Origin of the sequence: Streptomyces sp. NPDC050264 (assembly GCF_040655895.1) — a bacterium.
Taxonomy (GTDB): domain Bacteria; phylum Actinomycetota; class Actinomycetes; order Streptomycetales; family Streptomycetaceae; genus Streptomyces.
In genome coordinates this window covers 44,965-65,151 of sequence record NZ_JBFAKV010000036.1, presented here as the reverse complement: position 1 = coordinate 65,151, position 20,187 = coordinate 44,965, and the positions used below count along the sequence as shown (strand labels likewise).

The window sequence follows — 20,187 nt, the reverse complement described above, 5'->3', positions numbered from 1 at the left end:
TCACCAACATCGCCGGAAACTGCGTGGCCACCCTCGTCGTCGGCAAATGGGAGAACGCGATCGACCGGGAACGACTGCGCACGGAACTCGACGCCGGATACCGGACCGCCGCGTAGCGCGGCGGCCTCTGGCCGCCGCGCCACAGTGCGGTGTCTCGGAGTCTCGGGTGTCAGCTCGTGGTGCAGGAGACGGTTGGCCAGGTGGTGTTGCCGTTGTGCTGGATGGTGACGCCGAAGGTGTTGCCGTTGCCGTTGGGTTTGGCGGTGAGGACCTGTGCGCTGGGGTAGGTGGCGTTGGTGTTCCAGGTGGAGAGGATTTTTGCGGGGGTGGGGACGTTCATGGTGACGGTCCAGTTGCTGGAGCCGGTGACGGCGACGTTGAGGTTGTAGCGGTCGCTCCATGACTGGCCGGCGGAGAGCGTCGCGGTGCAGCCACCGGCCCCGCCACCGCCGCCACCCGAACCCGCGTCAGGGGCGACGGCGCGGCCGGTCGTCGGCGAGATCATGCCGGCACACAGACCGCGTGCGGCCAGCCCCTGCGCGATCCGCGGGATCGCGGCGAGTGTGTTGGCGGGCCAGTCGTGCATCAGGATGACCTGGCCGTTGGTGAGCCGGCCGGCGGCCGCCACGATCGCGTCGGTACTGGCGTTGTTCCAGTCCTGCGAGTCCACGTCCCAAATGATCTCGGTCAGGCCGTACTTGGCCTCGACCGCCTTCAAGGTCGCGTTGGTCTCGCCGTACGGCGGCCGGAACAGTTTCGGCGTACCGCCGCCCGCGCCGGCGATGGCCTGCTGGGTCCGGGAGATCTCCGAGTCGATCTGCGCCTGACCGAGCGTGGTCAGGTGCGGGTGTGTGTAGCTGTGGTTGCCCACCCACATTCCCGCGCTGACCTGCGCCCGGACCTGGGACGGGCTGGCGGCGGCGTACTGGCCCTGGTTGAACATCGTGGCCCGCAGCCCGTTCTGCGTGAGCGCGTTCAGCAGGGCCGGGGTGCTGCCGGACGGGCCGTCGTCGAAGGTGAGCCCGACGTAGCCGTTGCAGGCGGCGGCCTGCGCGGGAAGGGCGGACTGGACGGTCAGGGTGCTCGCGGCAGCCACGGCGACAACAGCCAACCTGGTGATCAGGGAACGTAACGAGAGACGGGATCTGCGGCTTCTCACGCCGAGTGCTCCTTGGACATCGAGGGGATGGGTGTCAGCTCGTGGTGCAGGAGACGGTTGGCCAGGTGGTGTTGCCGTTGTGCTGGATGGTGACGCCGAAGGTGTTGCCGTTGCCGTTGGGTTTGGCGGTGAGGACCTGTGCGCTGGGGTAGGTGGCGTTGGTGTTCCAGGTGGAGAGGATTTTTGCGGGGGTGGGGACGTTCATGGTGACGGTCCAGTTGCTGGAGCCGGTGACGGCGACGTTGAGGTTGTAGCGGTCGCTCCATGACTGGCCGGCGGAGAGCGTCGCGGTGCAGCCACCGCCCCCGCCACCGCCGCCACCCGAACCACCGTCGCCCAGCGTGATGTTGGAGCTGCCGCTGCTCTGGTAGCCCTCGGTCGCCATGATCATGTAGTAGTTGAAGCTGCCGAGGGGCATACCGGCGCGGGCCCAGGCGTCGAAGTGGTTGCCGGTGGTGATGGTGCCCCCCGTCCTCTTCGACTGCCGGACACTCCAGTACTGGTCGAAGGTCTTGGTGCCCTCGACGGACGGGGCGTTGTAGCGCGTCGTCTTGTAGATGTCGTACGTGCCGCCGTCGCTGGTGGCGGTGCCCTTGTACGTTCCTGTGGGCCGGTAGGTGCCCCAGTTGTCGACGATGTAGTACTCGACGAGCGGGTTCGACGTCCAGCCGTAGAGAGCCAGATAGGCGTTGCCGGACGGGTTGAAGGTGCCCGAGTAGGTCACGGTCCGCCGCCCGCCGTTGGCCCAGCCCTTGCCGGCGACGAAGTTCCCGGTGTTGCTCCAGGAGGTGCTGTACTTGCCGCCGGAGGCCAGGTTCATGGAGACCGTGCCGGGCGCGTCGGTCCAGAACGAGTAGTAGTGGCCGTTGTCGGTGCCGGTCTGGTTCGACGTGACGACCGTGTCGGCGTGGGCGGTGCCGGGCATGGCCATCGCGGCCACGGCGACCAGCAAGGTGGCGCAGGCACTGCTGATGAGCAGCCTGAAACGGCTGAGCGGCCCGGAGTGTCTGCCTCTGTGGTGGCGCGTGCGGTGTGCGGGTGCGTCGGTCATGTGCGTGCTTCTCCTCGTCCTTGTGAGGCCGGTGGGAGCCGGGCGGCGCGATCCGGATCTGCGGGTCGTCGGTGACCCACAGGGGCGGCCCGAGTGACAGGGATCGGGCCCTGCCGACGGCGATAGCTTTGAACTGACCCTGCCAACTGTCAAGAGTTTCGGCGCTGATCCCGAAACATTCGCCAGCTGGGTGATGTCTCGAATACGAGTGTCTGCCCAGCTCAACCAGCGTGCATCGCGATGACGGGCGAGTGTGAAAGCTGAATTTAGGCACCGTCGAGATGTCGGTGCGGTTCAGATTCTCGAAAGTTTCGAGACGGTTCTACGGGCTGACCGCGACCGCGTCCCGCACGAATCTCCGAAGGTGCGTGCGACATCGGGCTGTTCGAGCCAGGGTTCGTGTCCCGCGCCCTCGATCCGGGTCAGCGGAACTTCCAGGCGGAGCGCGAGCGATTCAAGCGCCGACAGCGGGCGGGGATCGTCGGCGCCGCCGAGGATTTCCACCTGCGCGGGCAGACACGCGCGAAGCTCGCCGAGGTGCTGGTCGAGCGGGGCCGCACGTTTTTCCTCACCGAGGTCACGGTTCATGGCCCAGTTGACGGGGCGGCGGCGGGCGCCCTGCGCGGCCCATTGCCAACCGCGATCGGGATCGGCGTGGTCGGTGAACCAGGACAACGTGAGCAGTTCGACCTCTTGGTCCTCCGTGCGGCGCGGCAACTCCCGCAATGCGCGAAGTCGCGCCTGCTGTGTCGCGGACATCCGGCGGTTGCGCTCCGCACGGTCCCCGGCGCGCCACTCGCCGACGAACGGCCCGCACATCAGCAGCATCGCGGCCACGCGATCCGGGTGGGCCATGCAGAATCTTCCGGCCAGGTCCGTGCCGTAGGAGTGCCCGAGCAGGACGGCGGAAGGGGCGTCCCATACGTCGAGGAGCTCGGCGAGATCGTCGGCATGCCGGGCGAAGGTGTGGCGGCCCTGCCACGGAGACCTGCCGGTGCCGCGCTGGTCGTAGCGGTACACGGGCGCGAGGTCCGCGAGCATGGTGGCGACGTCGCCCAGATAGTCCGGGAGGCCTGGGCCGCCGTGCAGCAGGACCACGGGCGGCTTGCGAGTCCTGTCCCCGTACGCCGTCCAGTGAATCCGCGCGGCGTCGGTCATCGGCGCCAGTCCGTGTGTCTCCATCAAATCCACCGCGGAGAAGTTACAGGCGTCCTTGAGGCTCCGCCAATGGTCACTGGACCCACTCCCGCCCGTAGGCGGAACCACCCCGTCCGGACCCGTCTAGGTGTCCGGCGCGGATGACCGGGGTGAAGCTGAGGTCGCAACCTCCTGAGGAGCGTGATCGACGTGGCCCGCAACCGCCGTCTCATCCTGAGTCCGCCGTCCGCGGTCTGGGCGTTGCTGTCCGACGGCCACCGCTTCGGGGAGTGGGTGACGGGAACGCAGCAGGTCCTGGCCGCGGACCCGGACTGGCCGGAGGTCGGGTCCGCGCTCAAGGTACGGGTCGGGCTCGGCCCGCTCACTCTCGACGACACCAGTGTCGTGCGGATCTGCGAACCGGAGCACCGCCTGGAACTGGAGGCGAAGGCTGACCCCTTCGGCGCGGCCCGCATCGCCATGAACCTGATTCCCTGGGCCGAGCACACCCTCTTCGTCCTGGACTGGCATCCCCTCCGGGGCCCGGGCACCCGCATGCACGGGCTCCCCGTGGAGTACCTGGTCAAGATCCGCAACGGCATGATGCTGACGAAACTCGCCCGGATCGCGGTATGCGAGGGCGGGCGGGCGCGGCCGACACCGGCGATCAGTTGATGGTGACGACCCGCGCCCAGGCCGGCGGGGAGTCCGGGACGTAGTCGGGGTCCTCCTCGTCCACGGCGCGGGCGGGGCGCGGGAAGAGACCTACGACCGTGCGGCAGGGCGGCTGCGCGGAGGGCCACGGCGTCCGGCCGTCCGTCAGGGCCACGATCACGTCCGGCCGGGGCCTGGAGCGCAGAGCGCGGGCGAAACCGGAGCGCAGATCCGTACCGCCACCGCCGACCAGTTCGATGTTCTCGGCGCGGCAGATCGGGACGGCGACCCCGGCCGCCGCGTCGCAGGAGAGCACCGAGACGAGGTCGCGCCGCCCGCCCACCGCCCGGGAGATGGCCGCCACTTCGAGGAGCGCGCTGCCCAGCTCGGCGTCGCTCACCGAGCCGGACGTGTCGATCACGACGCAGACCCGGGGCGGCGTACGGCACAGACTCGGCAACAGCACCCCGGGGACGCTCGCCGAGCGCCGGGACGGACGCCGGTAGCTGTGGTTCTCACCCACCCCCGGCGCGCCCGCGGCCGAGCGGACCGCCGCCCCCAGCAACTGCCGCCACGGCTGCGGCGGATGGAACGCCGTGTCCGCCCACCGGCGCCACCCCTGCGGCGCGTCGCCCGGCCGGCCCTTGATCCCCTCCGCGACCCGGAAGCGGACCGCGTCCCGCTGATGCCTGCTCAGTCCATGAGCGCCGTCAGGACCCAGCTCCCACGGCCGGTCCTGCCCGTCGGCGGCACTCCCGCAGTCGAGCCATGCCAGGTCCGTGGTGAGGCCGGACATCGAGGCGGTACGCAGGTACTCCTCCATCAGCAGCCCGTCGGGCATGCGCAGCAACGACGGCAGCACCGCGCCGGCCGGCCGCGGCAGGCCGTCACCGTAGATGTCGTCGTTGATCTCGAAGTCGGCGGCGATGTTCCGGCGCAGCCGCGCACCAGCGCCCTGCTCCTCGTGCTCCTCGTGCTCCTCGTGCTCCCGCGCATACCGCTCGCCCCGCCCGTGGTGGTCCCGCAGCAGGTGGGAGACCTCGTGCACCCAGACGCCCGCCAAATCCTCCACCGGGGTCCGCGCGACGAAACCGGGGGAGACGTAACAGCGCCAGTGCGCGTCCACCGCCATCGTCGGCACCGTCCGGTCCTCCACCACGTGCAGGGCGAAGAGCGCGGCGGCCAGGTACGGCCGGACCTGCACCGCGTGCAGCCGGGCGGCCAGCAACTTCTCCATGTCCAGCGGGAGTTCGGACCGGTCCGTGGGCTCACCGGAGCCGCCGGCCGACGGCTTCGGTACGGGCGTCCGCACCGGGCGGGGAGGGGCGGGCCGGGGCATCGGGCGCGGCACCGGGCGCGGCACCGGGCGCCGCGGGTGCTGTTCGGCGCGCGTCATCGGGCCGTCCGCGTCGCCCGCCCGGCGTCGGCCGCCGTGGCCCGGCCCACGGACCGGTCTGCCCGCCGCGAGAGACCGACCACCGCGGCCAGCCGCTCCACCGCCTCCGGGACTTCCCAGTCGTCGCGCCGCAGTGCGGCCAGTGCCGTCGCCGGGGCGACCAGCAGGTCCGGGGCGCCGGTCTCCAGCGCCCTGACCAGTAGGGCCCAGCCCGCCTCCCATCGTTCCCGCGCAGGCCGCGCCCCGACGGCGGCGACCACCGCCTCCAGCGCCGCCTGACGCAGATCACCGCGCTCCGGGAGTTCGGCGGTGGCCGGATCGGCCAGCAGTGACTCCGGGTTCGGCAGATCCATCCGGTCCAGATGGGCGAGGAGCTCGTGCCCGGGCCCGTCCCCCACCGCGCCCCGCACCAGCAGCGCCAGTACGTCTCGCGAGACCTCGGCCGCCGTGCCGAAGGCCAGCAGCGTCATGGCGGCCTCCCAGCTGCGGGGCGAGGGCCAGGCGCCGCCGCGCCGCGTCCCGGTGCTCGGCAGCCGGTGGATCAGCGTCGGCCGGGCTTCCAGGAAGCCGCAGACCGCGCGGCGGGCGAAGGCCACGGCGTCCGTCACCCGCTCCGGCCGCAGCCGGGGCAGTTCGGCCCGGGGCCAGACCCCGCCGAGCCCGCGCACCACCACCTCCCGGTCGTGCACCCAGTGCAGATGCACGAACCGGTTGGCCAGCGGTGGACTCAGCTCCCATCCGTCCGCCGCCGACGCGCGGGGATTGGCGGCGGCCACGATCCGTACGCCCGGGGGCAGTTGGAGGGCGCCGACCCGCCGCTCCAGTACGACCCGGAGCAGCGCGGCCTGCACAGCCGGGGTGGCGGTCGAGAGCTCGTCCAGGAAGAGCAGCCCCCGCCCCGCCCGTACGAGTTCGACCGCCCACTGCGGCGGAGCCATCGGCACCCCCTGCACCGCCGGGTCGTCGCCCACGATGGGCAGTCCGGAAAAGTCCGACGGCTCATGGACGCTGGCGATCACGGTGGTCAGCGGCAGCCCGAGGGACACGGCCAACTGCGTCAGCGCCGCGGTCTTGCCGATCCCCGGCTCGCCCCACAGCAGTACCGGCAGATCGGCGGCGACGGCCAGGGTGAGCGCTTCGAGTTGTTCGTCGGGGCGAGGTTCGGTGGTAGTGGTGCGCAGCAGGGCCAGGAGGCCGTCGGCGAGGGCGAGTTGAGGGTGTGCGCCGGATTCGCCGTCGGGGCTGGGCGGGGGTGCGGCGGCGGAGGTCGGGGTGACGGACTGGAGGGTACTGGAGATCATGGGCATCACCTGTGATGAGAGGGGCCGGGGCCGGGGTGGGCTGGGTGGCGAGTTCGCGGGGGTGGAGGAGCACTGGGCAGGAGGTTCGCAGGCTGAGGCGGACTGAGGTGGGCTGTCCCGGGTCAGTCGGCCAGCAGCCCCGCAAACCCCAGGCGAGCCCCGCGCCTCACACCGTCAGGCCAGTCCGGGGTCGACCCCGGCCATGGCGTTTGCGGCGGATGATCAGAGGCGTGTGGCGTTCGATCCGGGGGCGGAGGACCGCGCCCGAGCCGTTCTCGCCCCCTGTCGCGTCGGCGGCGGGGTGCGCGGGGACCAAGCCCGCGCGGAAGAGACCGTGGTCGACGCGGCGGGACGCGGCCGATTCCAGGGCGTCGCGGAGGGGGCCGTCGCGCAGGATCGCGCCGCGGCCGAGCAGCCCTTCGACTACGGCCAGCGCCCCGGCGACGTCACCGTGCGCGAGCCGTTCCCGGACGGCGGGCAGCGCCTCCGGGTCGCGGTGCACCGCGTCGATGGCCCGCAGGCAGGGCAGTGGGGGACCGCCGAGCGCCACCAGTAATTCCTCCCGGCGCAGTTGCGCCGGGTGGTGGTCGATCGCCGTCAGAACCTGGTCCCGCAGAGCGATCCGGTGCACCTCGCCCCGGCACTCGACACGGTGCGGATCGGCGCCCGGTTCGGGCACGGGGTCGGTCGGCGGTGCCGTGCCGGACGGCGCCAGCGCGGCGGCGACCAGCGGATGCAGTCGCCCGGCCGTGATCAGGCCGGCCCGCAACAGTTCCAGATCCGGCAGGACCCGGGCCGCCGCCTCCGGCAGCACAGGGAGGGCCGCGACCTGCTGCGCGGGCAGCGGCCCCCGCAGCGGCCGGAACGTCGGGACATGGCTGTCGTCGGGGGCCACGAGTTCGAGCACGGCCCGGTTCCGCGCACCGAGCCGCACGGTGAAGGCCCCGAGGGGGCGGCCCTCGGCCCGCATCAGCAACTCCGCCTCCGCCGCCCAACTCCCCACCGCCCACGAGGAATCAGGCGAGGTGGGCAACACCGGCAACACAGACCGGCGCACCAGTTCGCCGCTTCGGCCGGCATCCCAGAGATGGCGGTGCAGGTCGAGCCGGAAGCGCCGGTCGGGATGGGGGTGCGGGTGTGGATGGGGATGGTGCGTGGGGGCGCCGTCCCGGGGCCCCTCCCACAGGGTCAGTGACACCCGCTGTCCGGCGTCGGCCCAGGCCGGCGGAGTCCGCACCACCAGCTGCGGCGGTGCGGCGCCGGACACCTGGTACCGGGCCAGGGACACGGTGAGGCCGGGACGGAGCCGCCCGTCGGGGGCGATCCGGGGCAGATGCCAGCGCAGCAGATCCGGCGCCAGGCGGCGCAGATCCGCACGGAGGCGCTGGACGAGATCGGTGCCGTGGCGGTGACGCACGGCGCGCAGATCGAGATCGACGTCGACGCGGGCGGCGGCGCATGCCCCCGCCCAGTCACCGACCGCACGCCGTGCGGTCGCGGTCTCGATCATGGACAGAGGCACGGCGTACTCGCGTACGCGCTGCCACATCGAAAGGTGGGCCGGAATCCCGTTCGCGAAATGATGTGCCATCAGCACTCACCTTGCGCGGACGATTCCCCCAATCCAGACAGGGAGAAGTTCTTCATCCCCGGCATCGTAACCACCCCGCGCACGATCTGTCAGTCCCTTTGTGATCACCCGGAACGGACAACTCCTAGTGTTGCTGCGGCTTCTGCGGAGTCACCTCGCTCGGGCGGACGACCACGAAGCCCTCTCCCTCCAGCATCAGCTGGACCGCCTCGCCGGAGCCGCCGCGGATCACCGAACCGATCGACTGTGAACGGTGCAGCGACGTACGGAGGTTGGCGCTCCAGCCGACCACCGCGTCCGTGTCCACGTACACCGGCTGCTGCGGGGAGACGGGCAGCACGAGCGGGTTGCCCTCGCAGACCAGGCCCAGCTTGCCGTGCCCGGTGAAGACGCTGTTGAACAGGCCGCCACCCGAGATGCCCGCGCCCTTCACCGTCTTGATCTCGTAGGACAGCGTGGCGTCGAAACACAGCACGTTGCGGCCGTTGACCGTGAACACGTCGCCGGGTTCGATGTCGACCACGAAGACGTTCTGCGCCTCCTGTGCGAACCAGGCCTCGCCCTGCCCGTGCACCTTCATCAGGGCCAGGCCCTCGCCGGTGACGGCCCGCTTCAGCATGCCGCCGACGCCCTGGCCCTTGCGCTCGAAATGCAGATCTCCCCGGTAGGCGATCATCGCCCCCTGCCGAGCCAGCATCTCGCCGTTGACCACGTAGCGGATCGACTTGGGGTTCTGGACGGTCATGCCCGGCTCGACGGCGGGCTGCACCATGTACTCATTTGCGAAAAGATCACCCTTCATGGGGGCATGGTCACCCGGAGGAATCCATTCCGACAAGCACGGGGAGGCCTCGTTGGGGCCGGACCCCCGTGCCCGCGTGCGTACGGCCCGGCCTATCGCCCCGCGTACTGGTCGCCGGTGACCGTGACCTGGCGCCCGGCTCCCGTCTCCGTCGACGTGCTGCTCAGGCAGCTGCCGGACGCCGGATCGGTGACCGTGGGCAGGCCGCCCGTGTACGTGACGCCGCCCTCGGTGCCGCTCGGCTTCCCGTACGTCACCGTGACACGCTGCGCGCAGCCGGCGGTCTGGTACGGCTCGACGAACCCGGCGTCCGACGCCTTGAAGCGGCCCGACGCGACGGGCAGCCGGAAGCCGCCGATGTGGGCGACGGCGGCGCCGGTCGCGGTGTTGACCACGTCGCCGGTCATCAGCTGTGTGGTGCCGTCATCGCTCGCCCGTTGCAGTACGAGGCCGTACATCGTGCCCTTGGTGTAGTCGAAGCGGACGGCGCAGCTGACGCCGGCGCCGCCGTCCGCACCGTACTGGCAGTTGCTGTCGGTGGTCGTGGCATCCGCGTTGAACGAGCTGAAGACCGCCTGCAGCTGGGACTTGCCGTTGCTGCCGACGGGCTTGGGCTGGAACCCGGCGTAGGGGCGGGTGCCGCTCTCCAGGGTCGTGTAGTACGCGAAGTAGATGCCGGACGCGTCGGGGGCCGCTCCGAACGACATCGGCAGGGTCAGCTTCGTGACCGGCGTGGGCGCCCCGGTCGCCCAGCGGACGGTGGGTGTCGAGGCCCAGCTCTGGCCGCTCGCGCCCAGGGTGAGCAGTGCGGTGGCGCCGAGCGTGGTGAGGACGCGACGGAGTCGTGTGGAGGGAAGTCGCACGGGAGATCTCATGGGCGGCAGGATGTAAGCGGTTGCTATCAACTCGCAAGAGGGGGTGGAGAGTTACTGCTTTTTACTATGGTCGGCGCCACATGGGGATGAGTAATCGTTTGCTCCACTCCGGGTGCCGGGACCGCATCTGCGAAGAAGTCTTCGCGAATGACTCTTCCCGAAGGAGTCTTCTGAATCTATGGTCGGCGCATGGCCGACATGCCGGAACCCCAACTCACCACGCCTCACGACGAGATCACTCTCGACGCCGCCGCCCTGCGCGTCCTCGCCCACCCGACGCGGCTCGCGCTGCTGAACCGGCTGCGACAGCAAGGCCCCTCCACGGCACGCCAGTTGGCGCGACACTTCGCTCTCGACTCCGGGGCCGCGAGCTACCACCTGCGGCGGCTCGCGGCGGGCGGGCTCATCGAGGAGGACGCCGAGCGGGGCAACCGGCGCGAGCGCTGGTGGCGGGCTCTGCATCGCGCCTCGCAGCATGACCCGGGGGAGCGCGGCGGTCCTGAGGGCCGCGCATACGCCCAGGCCGTGGCCCTCGCCGCAGCGGAGACACTGCGCCGGGCCGCCGCGCAGACGGTGCCGGGCATGTCCGACGAGTGGTTCGCGGTGTCGGCCTTCACCGATGTCACCGTCCAGGTCACCCCCGACGAACTCGGCGCGCTCAAGAGCGAGTTGTATGCCGTCATCGCGCGCTATCGGGACAAGGAGCCCGCGCCGGGCGCGGCAACCGCCCTCGTGCAGTTCCAGGCGTTCCCCGCGGACCGGGCCGTCGAACCATGACCGTGACGATGCGGGTCCCCGCCGCCCACCGGGACCCGAACGTGCTGCGCTGGCTCGGCGCCCACACCTCGTCCGTCACCGGGGACGTCGTCTACTTCACCGCACTGACCTGGGCCGTCGCCCAGGCCGCGGGCCCGGCGCGGGCCGGATTCGTGCTCGCCGCAGGAGCTGTGCCGCGGGCCGCCCTGATGCTCGGCGGCGGTGTGCTCGCCGACCGGTTCGGGCCGCGCCGGGTCCTGATCGGGAGCGATCTCGTGCGCTGTCTGACGATCCTGGCCGCGGCCGCGGTGACGTACGCGCGCGGCGTCGAACTCGGGGTGCTGTGCGTACTCGCAGTCTGCTTCGGCGTCGCCGACGCGCTGTTCCTGCCCGCCGTGGGCGCGCTGCCGACCCGCCTGACCGGCCCTGACCAGCTCACCCGCGTGCAGGGCATGCGGTCCCTCGCGGTGCGGTTCGCCAACACCACCGGGCCGTTCGCCGCCGCCGCGGCGCTGACGGCGGGCGGCGCGGCGGGCGCGTTCGCCGGGGTCGGCGCACTCTTCGGTGTCTCGCTCGTCCTGCTCGTCGCGCTGCGGGTGCCGGGCGCCGGGCAGCGGGCCGAGGTCACCGGCTGGGCCCAACTCCGCGACGGTCTGCGGTACTTGCGTGGACGGCCCCGGCTGGTCCGCCTCGTCGCCGTCATCGGGCTCGGGGAGATGTGCTTCAGCGGCCCGGTCGGCACCGCCCTCGTCCTGCTGACCGGGGAGCGCGGCTGGAGCCCCGGCACGCTGTCGCTGCTCCTCGGCGCGTACAGCGTGGCGGGCGCCGCCGCGGGCGTCGCGCTGACCGTCGTGCGCCGTGTGCGGGCGCCCGGCGCCGTGCTCGCCGGCTGCCTGCTCGCCACCGCCGCCCTGGTCACCGCCCTCGGCCTGGCCCGGCCGGGACCCGGCGCCGCCGTGGCGCTGTGCGCACTGCTCGGCGCGGCGAGCGGCATCCCGATGGTCCTCGGGCACGCCCTGCTCCAGCGTTGGACCGAACCCGGTTACGTCGGCCGGGTCAGCTCCGTCACCTCGCTGTGCACGCTGGGGCTCAGCCCGTTCCTGTACCCGCTCGTCGGACTCGTCGCCGCGGCCTGGGGGACCGGGATCTTCCTCGCGGGGTGCGGCGCCGTGTGCCTGCTGGCGGCCGTGCTCGCCGCGTCACCCGCGCTGCGCGCCACGCCCCCGTGAGCCGTCCTGCCGCACGGCCTTCAGAACCACGAACTTCGGGTCACCGGCGACCAGTTCACTGTTTCCGAAGAGGCGGCGCAGTTTCAGGTGGTAGCCGAGGTGCCGGTTGCCGACGACCCACAGTTCGCCGCCGGGGCGCAGCGCGGCGTGGGCCTGCGTGAACATCCGCCACGCCGTCGCGTCCGTCGTCGCCTGGTGCGTATGGAAGGGCGGATTGGTGAGGACCAGGTCGAGGCTCGCGTCCGGCACGCCCGCCAGGCCGTCGCCGACCCGGAAGACGGCCCGGCCGGGCCGGTCGCCGCGGTTCTGCGCGTACGTCGCCTCGGCCGAGGCCACCGCCTGGTGGGATTCGTCGGTGAACAGGATCTCCGCGTCCGGGTGGGTGAGCGCGGCGCCCGTCCCCACGACGCCGTTCCCGCATCCCAGGTCGGCGATCCGGGCGGCTCCCGAGCCCTGCGGCAGGTGTTTCAAGAAGAACCGGGTGCCGATGTCGAGGTGTTCGGCGCAGAACACCCCGGCGTGGTTGACGACCGGACGCCCCGCCAACAGGCCGATGTCGTCCGGCAGTTGATAGCGGAACGGCCACGGATCGCGGCCCGGCGAGAGCGACAGGTCCGGTGTGCCGAAGATGAGCCGCGCCTTCTTCTCGGCGAGCGAGGTGCGGGTCGGGCCGACGATCCGCTCGAACAGGTTCAGCGTCGAGGTGTGGATCTCCTTGACCATGCCCGTGCCGACGACCACGGTGTCCGCGTGCAGGGCGGGCCGCAGCCGGTGCAGCTGGTCCTCCAGCAGGGCGAGACTCTTCGGCACCCGGACCAGCAGGACATCCACGCGCTCCGGCGGGGCGTCCTGCGTGGTGAGCAGCCGGGCCCCGGCCCCGGCGGGTCCGTTGCGCGCGAGGTTCTCCTCGGTCGCCCGCTGCCCGACGTAGGAGTCCGAGATCAGCGTCGGCGAGCAGCCGTCGACGCCGGTCAGCGCCGTGCCGAGGGCGCCCCACCGGTCGCCGACCACCACGACGGAGCCGGACAGGTCCGTGCCGCTCTCGGCGAGGTGCTTCAGCAGATACGCGTCGGAGGCGTCCCAGGCGCGCAGCTGGTCGCGGCGGTCCGCCGGGAAGCGGCTGAGGTCGACGTCTCCCCACGGTGTGGTCAGACGGTGGGCGGCCGGAGCGGGCTGATCAGTGCGGTTCATCGTCCGACCAGGCTAACCGAGCCCCAGCTCACAGCGGTGCGGCCGGGCATGTCACACCCCGGCCGCACCCCCGCCCTGCCGTGGCTCACTCCTCCGGGAACTCCCCGGCGAGGGCCGCCGCCATTCGCAGGTGCGGGGTCGCCTCGGCGTCCCGGCCCTGGCGCTCCAGCGTCCGCCCGAGCATCAGCCGGGCGTACTGCTCGACCGGGTCGCGCTCGACGATGACGCGCAACTGGGCCTCGGCGCGCCGCAGTTGGGCCGAGTGGTAGTAGGAGCGGGCGAGCAGCAGACGCGGGCCGACCTGCTCCGGGACCTCCTCGACGAGGCCGTCAAGGATCCCTGCGGCGGTCGTGAACTCCTTCGCGTCGAAGAACATCCGCGCCCGCTCCCAGCGCTCCGCGGCCGTCCCCTGCGTGTAGTACTTCTGCTCCACGGTTGCCTCCTTTGCGCCCCTCAACGGAGGCGGCACCCGGCATATTCCCCGGGCCCTCCCGCACAGCTCGCCGGGGGGCGGACCTGCCGCGCGCCCCCCGTCGGCCGGCGGACACGGAAGGCGCAGTGATCCGGCCGTCCTCGCGCGGGCCGGGGCCTTTCCGTGCGGTCGCCCCGTATGTTGCTGTGGGTCTCCTGTCCGACTCGCGCACCCTCCGGTCCCGCACACCCTCTGCGCCTTGGGAGCCCCATGGACACCACCCGTCTCTCCGGTCCCGCCCTTTCCCGTCGTCGCTTCCTGCAGACCACCACGGTCACGGCCGGCGCCCTCGCCGCGGGCGCCGGCCTCGATCCGGGCGCCGCGGCGGCCGACGCCCGCCCCGTCGCGCTGTCGTTCACCGCGGCCACGAACGGAGCCGCCACTCTCGATCCGGCCGGCGGCCGCGTCGTCGCCGAGATCCAGAACATGCTCTGGTCGATCCCGCGCGAGGGCGGCCGCGCGACCCCGCTCACCACGCCCGAACTGGAGCCCACCAGACCGCAGTTCAGCCCCGACGGCGGCCGCCTCGTCGTCAGCGCCTACCAGGGGGGCGGCTTCCACCTCTGGCTTCTGGACGCCGACGGGGACACACCGCGACAGCTGACGGACGGGCCGTGGGACGACCGCGGCCCCGCCTGGTCCCCGGACGGCACCCGCGTCGCGTTCGCCTCCGAGCGCGGCGGCGACCCCGTCACCGGCAGTCCGTACCGCATCTGGGTGATCGACGTACGCGTCGGGAAACTCGTACGACTGACCGGTCTGCCGGGACAGCCGGGCCCCGGACAGGCCGGGTCCTGGGAGGACTTCGACCCCACCTGGTCGCCCGACGGGACGCGCGTGCTGTTCGTCCGCGGCGTCGTCACGGCGGCCGGAACGCTGCAGGCGTCGACGGTCGCCTCGGTCGGCGCCGACGGCACAGGACCCGTCGCCACCGAGCGCACCGACGACTCCGGAGCCCAGGTCATGACCCCGGCGGTCTCGCCGCGCGGCCGCCTCGCCCACCTGCGGACCACCCCCGCGCCCGCAGCGAGCTGCACCCTCGTGGTCGACGGCAAGCCCGTCGAGGTGTCCGGCGACCTCGCCCCCGCGCCGCCCCGCTGGACCGGCGACGACGCCCTGCTCCTCACGGTCGACGGCACGTTCCGCGTCGTGCGTCCCGACGCACCCGAGGACGCGGAGCGCATCGCGTTCACCGCACGGCACCCCGTCGACCGGCCCCGGTACCGCGTCAAGCGCTACGACTTCGCGGCCGGGGGAGTGCACCCGGTGCGCTCCCCGCACCTGCCCGCCCTTTCCCCCGACGGACGCTCGATCGCCTTCGCCGCTCTCAACTCACTTTGGATCGGAGCCAGTTCGGGCGGTCATGCCCCGCGCAGAATCGTCCGGGCCCCGGCGACGCGCTACGTCCTCGCCCCGACGTGGACCCCCGACGGCAAGGGGCTCGTCTACGCCGACGACCGCGCGGGCCTGTTCTCCGTGCGCCGCCACGACCTGGCCACCGGCAAGGAGACCGTCCTCGCCGAGGGCGGCCGGGTCTTCCCCGCGCTCGCCCCCGACGGCGCCCGGCTCGCGTGCCTCGACATGTCCGGCAACCTCGTCGTCCGCGACCTCGCGGCAGGAACGGAGCAGGTCCTCGCCAAGCCGCTGGGCAGCGGTGGTCTGCCCGGCCGGCCCTGCTGGTCGCCCGACGGCCGTTATGTCGCCCTGTGCGACCGTGGCCGCCTCAACCAGCGCTTCCGCGAGGGCTACAACCTGATCCGCGTCGTCGACACCACCACCGGGCAGGCGACCTCGCATGCCGTCGCCCCGCATGCCTCGCTCGCCGACCGGTACGACTCCGGGCCCGCCTGGTCCCCCGACGGCCGCACCATGGCCGTCATCGTCGAGTCCGCGCTGTGGCTGCTCCCGGTCCGCCCCGACGGCACCCCCGACGGCCCGCCCCGTCAGGTCACCGAGGAGGCCGCGGACCACCCGAGCTGGGCCGCCGACGGCCGCCGTCTTCTCTACCTCTCGGCCGGGAAACTGCGGCTCCTGAACGTCGCCACCGGCAGCGCCCGCACCGTACGCATCCCCCTCGACCAGCGCCGCCCCCGGCCTGCCGACACCGTGGTGCACGCGGGGCGCCTCTGGGACGGCACCGGCGACACGGTCCGTGACGACGTCGACATCACCGTCGAACGCGGCCGGATCACCGCCGTCGCACCGCACCGCGCGACCCACCGGCCCGCCGTCCGCCGCGTCGACGCCTCCGACCGGACGGTCCTGCCGGGCCTCTGGGACTCCCACACCCACCCCTGGCAGTCCACCTACGGCGGCCGGCAGACCGCGCTGCAACTCGCGTACGGCATCACGACCGCGGTCTCCCTGGGCGGCTTCGCCTACGAACAGGCGCGCATCCGGGAGGCCGTGAACGCCGGGGCGCTCGCCGGACCACGCCTGCTCGCCACCGGCGAACTCCTGGACGGCTCCCGCGTCGCGTACAGCATGGGCCGAGCCCACCGCACCCGCGCCGGTCTGCGCCGCTCCCTGGACCGGGCGGCCGCCCTCGACTGGGACTTCGTCAAGACCTATGTCAGAGCCCCGGGTTGGGTGATGAAGGAGGCGGCGCGCTTCGCCCACGAACGGCTCGGCGTGCGCAGCGGCAGCCACCTGTGCACGCCCGGCGTCCAGCTGGGACAGGATCTGACGACCCATCTGCAGGCCACTCAGCGACTGGAGTTCGGGCACGCCACGACCGCCGGCGGCCGCTCGGGCCAGGACGTCGAGGAGATCTACACCCGGGCCGGCTTCCACCTCATCGCGACGCCCTTCACCGCCGCGCCCCTGCTCGGCGCGGCCCCCGAGCTCGCCGACGACCCCCGCGTCACCGTGCTGATGCCGCCGTGGGACACGGCCCTCGTCGACCAGCTGGCCAAGACGCCGCCCTCCGACACACAACTCGCCACCCTCGAAAGGGAGACCGGAATCTACCGGCGCATCCTCGCCGCCGGCGGCCTGATCGCCCTGGGTACGGACCAGCCTCTGGTCCCGGTCGGCCTGCACCTCCACCTCGCCCTGCGCGCCCTGCACCGCGGGGGCCTCACCCCGGCCCAGGCGCTGCGCACCGCGACCGTGCTGCCCGCGCGGGTCTTCGGCGCGGACGCGGATCTGGGCACCGTGGAGGAGGGCAAGTTCGCCGACCTCACGGTGGTCGACGGCGACCCGTTCGCCGACTTCGACGACCTGGTCCGTACGACGTCCGTGCTGCGTGGCGGCATCTCCTTCCAACAGACCGACCTGGTGGACGCGTTCGAGCCGGTGGCCACCAAGGACCGCGCGGCCGGGGCGCAGGACGACTGGCTGGAGGTCGGGCGCCACATGCGCCGCGAGGGCTGCTGCGACCCGGGCTTCTAGAAGCCCGGCTTCTGGAGGCGCGCGTTCTGCAGGCGCGTGCCGCGCGGGGCGAGCCGGTTGCCGACGGCCCCGGACAGGCCGTCGGCTGCCAGCGCCAGGACCGCCACCCACAGTGCGGCCGCGATCACGCCCGACAGGCCGTACGACACCTGGTTCAGGATGATGTCGCCGAGTCCGCCGCCCCCGGCGACCGCCGCCAGGGTCGCGCTGGAGATGACGTACACGGCGGCGATCCTGATCCCGGTGAACAACACCGGGAGCGCGAGCGGCAGTTCGACCCGCCGCAGGATCTGCCACTCGGTCGGACCCATGCCGCGTGCGGCCCGTACGAGATCGGCGTCGACCTGCTCCACCGACAGATACGCGTGGGTGAGCACCGGCGGCACCGCCATCACGACCAGGGCGGTCATGACGTTGACGAAGCCGATCCCGAGCAGTCCGAGGAAGATCGCGATGAGGGCCAGGGACGGCAGCGCGCGGTGTGGGACACGTGGGGGACGGCCGGGGGAGAGTACGGACATGGACACCACGGACACCCGCGTACAGGGCGACGGGCCCGCGTACCGCCTCATGCCGGGCGACCCGGCCTCGCCGGTCATCCTCCACGTGCCGCACGGCTCCCGCGCCGTCCCCGCGGACGTCCGCGCCGGCCTCCTGCTCGACGCCGCCGCCCTGGAGCGGGAACTGGACCTCATCACCGACGCCCGCACCCAGGACATCGCGGAACACGCCGCCCGCTCCGCGCCCGTGACGCCATGGCGCTTCGTCAACGAGCGGTCCCGGCTGGTCGTCGACCCCGAGCGGTTCCCCGACGAGCGGGAGGAGATGCGCGCGGTCGGCATGGGAGCCGTCTACACGCGCACCACACACCGCGCGCCCCTGCGCCCCGAACCGCCCGCCGACGAGACCGACCTCCTCGCCACCTACTTCCACCCGTACGCGGAGGCGATGACCCGGGCCGTCGACGACCGCCTCGCGGCGACCGGCCGGGCCGTGATCATCGACGTCCACTCGTACCCGAGCCGCGCCCTGCCCTACGAGCTGCACGGCACGGACCCCCGCCCGGCCGTCTGCCTGGGCACCGACCCCTTCCACACCCCCGCTTCGCTCCTGGCGGCGGCCCGCGCGGCCTTCGCGCCGCTCGGCGGGATCGGCCTCGACACCCCGTTCGCCGGGACGTACGTGCCGCTGCGGCACTATGGCGAGGACGCCCGCGTCAGCGCCCTGATGCTGGAGCTGCGCCGCGACATCTACCTCGACGAACCCGTCACCCCGCACGACGGACTGGCCAGGGCGGCCGCCTGTCTCGCGGACCTGATCGACGCGGCGCGCCGGGGCGGCTGACAGGTTCCGCTGCCGTGGGTCACGGGGGAGGGGTCGTGCGGTTCATGAGGGAGAGGCTGTCACCGAGAGGGCGGAGGGTGGCCTTCGCCGGTCTGGCGTCGGTGCTCGTCGCGGTGGCGGCCACAGTCGTCGCGCAGCGTACGGGCGGGTCCGAAGACGGCCATCTCGCGGCGAACCGAGCCCAGTTGAAGCGGGCGTGCGGTGGCCCGCTGCGCTACCCGGACCTCGCGGACCGGGTACCGGATGCCGTGGCCGGGCGCGACCAGTACGGCACCGAGCTCGAACCGGGGCAGGAGAGCCGCTCGTCGGTGAACTGCGCTACCACGAGGAGCGCGGCCACGGCGAAGGACCGACCCGCGACCGACCGGCCCGACAGCGCACGGCTGACAGCCGGGTCGGCTGGACCAGGGCCGAACGCACGGAGGGGCGGGCCCTGTTCACCGTGCACGCCGGCGCGGTCGATGTGAGCGGCTCCGTGCGAAAGCCCCCTTCCGCGGCGGCGGCCCTGGCGGCGGAACGCACACTCCTCACCGCCTTCGCCGCCCGCTCCGCGAAGGCCCATGGCTGCTCGGCTCCCCGCAGGATCCCCGCGGGGTGAGGCCGCTCAGGCGCGCGGGACGGTGACGAGCGCCTCGGGGGTCAGGTCCGCGAGGGTCGGATAGCCGTCCACCGCCATGGTCAGATCGGCCTCGGCGAGCAGCGTGCGCAGGACGTGCGCCAGGCCGTCCTCGCCGCCGACCGCGAGGCCGTACGCGTACGGACGCCCGACGCCCACGGCCGTCGCACCCAGGGACAGCGCCTTGACGACGTCGGTGCCCGAGCGGATCCCGGAGTCGAAGAGGACCGGCATGCCGTCGGCGGCTTCGACGACACCGGGCAGCGCGTCGAGCGCGGGGAGCCCGCCGTTGGCCTGGCGGCCGCCGTGGTTGGAGCAGTAGATGCCGTCGACGCCGCCGTCCCTGGCCCGGCGCACGTCCTCGGGGTGGCAGATGCCCTTGAGGATCAGCGGCAGGTCGGTGAGCGAGCGCAGCCAGGGCAGGTCGTCCCAGGTGAGGGGGTTGCCGAAGAGGCCGACCCAGGTGGAGACGGTGTCCATCGGGTCGGTGCTCGGGACGAGGGCGCGGAACCGTGGGTCCGAGGTGTAGTTGGCCAGGCAATGGCCGCGCAGCTGCGGGAAGTTGGAGGTCGACAGGTCGCGCGGGCGCCAGCCGGTCACCCAGGTGTCCAGGGTGACGACGATGCCCTTGTACCCCGCGGCCTCGGCGCGCCTGACGAGGCTCTCGGCGAGCTCCCGGTCGGTCGGCGTGTACAGCTGGAAGAAGCCCGGGGTGTCCCCGAACTCGGCGGCCACGTCCTCCATCGGGTCCACCGACAGTGTCGAGGCGACCATCGGCACACCCGTGCGCGCCGCCGCCCGGGCCGTCGCCAGATCCCCGTGCCCGTCCTGGGCACACAGTCCGATCACCCCGACCGGCGCCATGAACAGGGGCGAGGGCAGCCGCAGCCCGAACAGGTCCACGGACAGGTCCCGTCGGGCCGCGCCGACCATCATGCGCGGCATCAGCCCGTACCGCTCGAACGCCCGCACATTGGCGCGCTGGGTGTGCTCGTCGCCCGCGCCGCCCGCCACGTACGACCACACGGACGCGGGCAGCGCCGCCCGCGCCCGCTCCTCCAGGGCGCCGAACTCCATCGGGAGGGTGGGGACGACACCGCGCAGTCCGTCGAGGTAGATCTCGTACTGGTAGTCGCCGAACTGCGGGCTCATCGCACACCTCGTCATCGAAGTCCTGAAGGGGAGACGCCGGATCCGGGAACCGGTCCGGCGTACCCCAA

17 protein-coding genes are annotated in these 20,187 nt (G+C 72.6%); 5 read left to right on the top strand and 12 right to left on the bottom strand.

The genetic code is table 11. The annotated features are described in order from the left end of the window. Window positions 1-169: 169 nt before the first annotated feature. The 3 genes from AB0J02_RS39840 to AB0J02_RS39830 all read right to left on the bottom strand — a co-directional run bounded on the left by AB0J02_RS39840 (window position 170) and on the right by AB0J02_RS39830 (window position 3,392). Window positions 170-1,159, bottom strand: a complete 990-nt coding sequence (locus AB0J02_RS39840) for a polysaccharide deacetylase family protein (RefSeq protein WP_363198793.1) — start codon at window positions 1,157-1,159, stop codon at window positions 170-172. A gap of 34 nt (window positions 1,160-1,193) precedes the next feature. Continuing rightward, complete coding sequence (locus AB0J02_RS39835; RefSeq protein WP_363198792.1) at window positions 1,194-2,210, bottom strand: glycoside hydrolase family 11 protein; 1,017 nt, start codon at window positions 2,208-2,210, stop codon at window positions 1,194-1,196. A 294-nt stretch (window positions 2,211-2,504) separates the two neighbouring features. Then, window positions 2,505-3,392 carry an alpha/beta hydrolase gene (locus AB0J02_RS39830; protein ID WP_363198791.1) on the bottom strand — a complete coding sequence of 296 codons (888 nt, stop codon included), beginning with the start codon at window positions 3,390-3,392 and terminating at the stop codon, window positions 2,505-2,507. A 165-nt stretch (window positions 3,393-3,557) separates the two neighbouring features. On the opposite strand from AB0J02_RS39830, the gene AB0J02_RS39825 reads away from it, so the two are divergent. Next, window positions 3,558-4,022, top strand: coding sequence for an SRPBCC family protein (locus tag AB0J02_RS39825; protein ID WP_363198790.1), 465 nt, complete (start codon window positions 3,558-3,560; stop codon window positions 4,020-4,022). Here the strand turns inward: AB0J02_RS39825 and AB0J02_RS39820 are convergent. The 5 genes from AB0J02_RS39820 to AB0J02_RS39800 form a co-directional block, all read right to left on the bottom strand. Further along, window positions 4,015-5,238 carry a VWA-like domain-containing protein gene (locus AB0J02_RS39820; protein ID WP_363198797.1) on the bottom strand — a complete coding sequence of 408 codons (1,224 nt, stop codon included), beginning with the start codon at window positions 5,236-5,238 and terminating at the stop codon, window positions 4,015-4,017. The two genes, AB0J02_RS39825 and AB0J02_RS39820, sit on opposite strands and share 8 nt — an antisense overlap. Window positions 5,239-5,393: 155 nt before the next feature. Then, the gene (locus AB0J02_RS39815) at window positions 5,394-6,704 is read right to left on the bottom strand and encodes a MoxR family ATPase (RefSeq protein WP_363198789.1); all 1,311 of its coding nucleotides are present in this window, start codon (window positions 6,702-6,704) and stop codon (window positions 5,394-5,396) included. Between the two features lie 160 nt (window positions 6,705-6,864). Further along, on the bottom strand, window positions 6,865-8,289 hold the full coding sequence (locus AB0J02_RS39810) for a hypothetical protein (protein WP_363198788.1): 1,425 nt from the start codon (window positions 8,287-8,289) through the stop codon (window positions 6,865-6,867). A 124-nt stretch (window positions 8,290-8,413) separates the two neighbouring features. Continuing rightward, window positions 8,414-9,091 (bottom strand): AIM24 family protein, encoded by a 678-nt coding sequence (locus AB0J02_RS39805; RefSeq protein WP_363198787.1) that lies wholly within the window; start codon window positions 9,089-9,091, stop codon window positions 8,414-8,416. A gap of 92 nt (window positions 9,092-9,183) precedes the next feature. Then, a complete protein-coding gene (locus tag AB0J02_RS39800) occupies window positions 9,184-9,966 on the bottom strand; it encodes a hypothetical protein (RefSeq protein ID WP_363198786.1) in 783 nt (260 codons plus the stop codon). 189 nt (window positions 9,967-10,155) lie between these two features. Between AB0J02_RS39800 and AB0J02_RS39795 the strand changes: the two genes are divergently transcribed. Together AB0J02_RS39795 and AB0J02_RS39790 are read left to right on the top strand one after the other, a co-directional pair. Continuing rightward, window positions 10,156-10,743 carry a winged helix-turn-helix domain-containing protein gene (locus AB0J02_RS39795; RefSeq protein WP_363198785.1) on the top strand — a complete coding sequence of 196 codons (588 nt, stop codon included), beginning with the start codon at window positions 10,156-10,158 and terminating at the stop codon, window positions 10,741-10,743. Continuing rightward, a complete protein-coding gene (locus tag AB0J02_RS39790) occupies window positions 10,740-11,951 on the top strand; it encodes an MFS transporter (protein WP_363198784.1) in 1,212 nt (403 codons plus the stop codon). The genes AB0J02_RS39795 and AB0J02_RS39790 overlap by 4 nt, the downstream gene beginning before the upstream one ends. Here AB0J02_RS39790 and AB0J02_RS39785 read toward each other — a convergent pair. Further along, a complete protein-coding gene (locus tag AB0J02_RS39785) occupies window positions 11,922-13,103 on the bottom strand; it encodes a methyltransferase (RefSeq protein WP_363198796.1) in 1,182 nt (393 codons plus the stop codon). The two genes, AB0J02_RS39790 and AB0J02_RS39785, sit on opposite strands and share 30 nt — an antisense overlap. 124 nt (window positions 13,104-13,227) lie before the next feature. Beyond that, a complete protein-coding gene (locus AB0J02_RS39780) occupies window positions 13,228-13,575 on the bottom strand; it encodes a tetratricopeptide repeat protein (RefSeq protein WP_363198783.1) in 348 nt (115 codons plus the stop codon). Between the two features lie 249 nt (window positions 13,576-13,824). On the opposite strand from AB0J02_RS39780, the gene AB0J02_RS39775 reads away from it, so the two are divergent. Next, on the top strand, window positions 13,825-17,007 hold the full coding sequence (locus AB0J02_RS39775; protein ID WP_363198782.1) for an amidohydrolase family protein: 3,183 nt from the start codon (window positions 13,825-13,827) through the stop codon (window positions 17,005-17,007). Here the strand turns inward: AB0J02_RS39775 and AB0J02_RS39770 are convergent. Then, window positions 17,004-17,528: an ABC transporter permease subunit gene (locus AB0J02_RS39770; protein WP_363198781.1), complete on the bottom strand. Its 525-nt coding sequence runs from the start codon at window positions 17,526-17,528 to the stop codon at window positions 17,004-17,006. The genes AB0J02_RS39775 and AB0J02_RS39770 overlap by 4 nt on opposite strands. Between AB0J02_RS39770 and AB0J02_RS39765 the strand changes: the two genes are divergently transcribed. Next, a complete protein-coding gene (locus tag AB0J02_RS39765; protein ID WP_363198780.1) occupies window positions 17,527-18,351 on the top strand; it encodes an N-formylglutamate amidohydrolase in 825 nt (274 codons plus the stop codon). The two genes, AB0J02_RS39770 and AB0J02_RS39765, sit on opposite strands and share 2 nt — an antisense overlap. Before the next feature lie 604 nt (window positions 18,352-18,955). On the opposite strand, the gene AB0J02_RS39760 is transcribed toward AB0J02_RS39765, so the two are convergent. Continuing rightward, the gene (locus AB0J02_RS39760; RefSeq protein ID WP_363198779.1) at window positions 18,956-20,119 is read right to left on the bottom strand and encodes an alpha-hydroxy-acid oxidizing protein; all 1,164 of its coding nucleotides are present in this window, start codon (window positions 20,117-20,119) and stop codon (window positions 18,956-18,958) included. Between the last annotated feature and the right edge of the window lie 68 nt (window positions 20,120-20,187).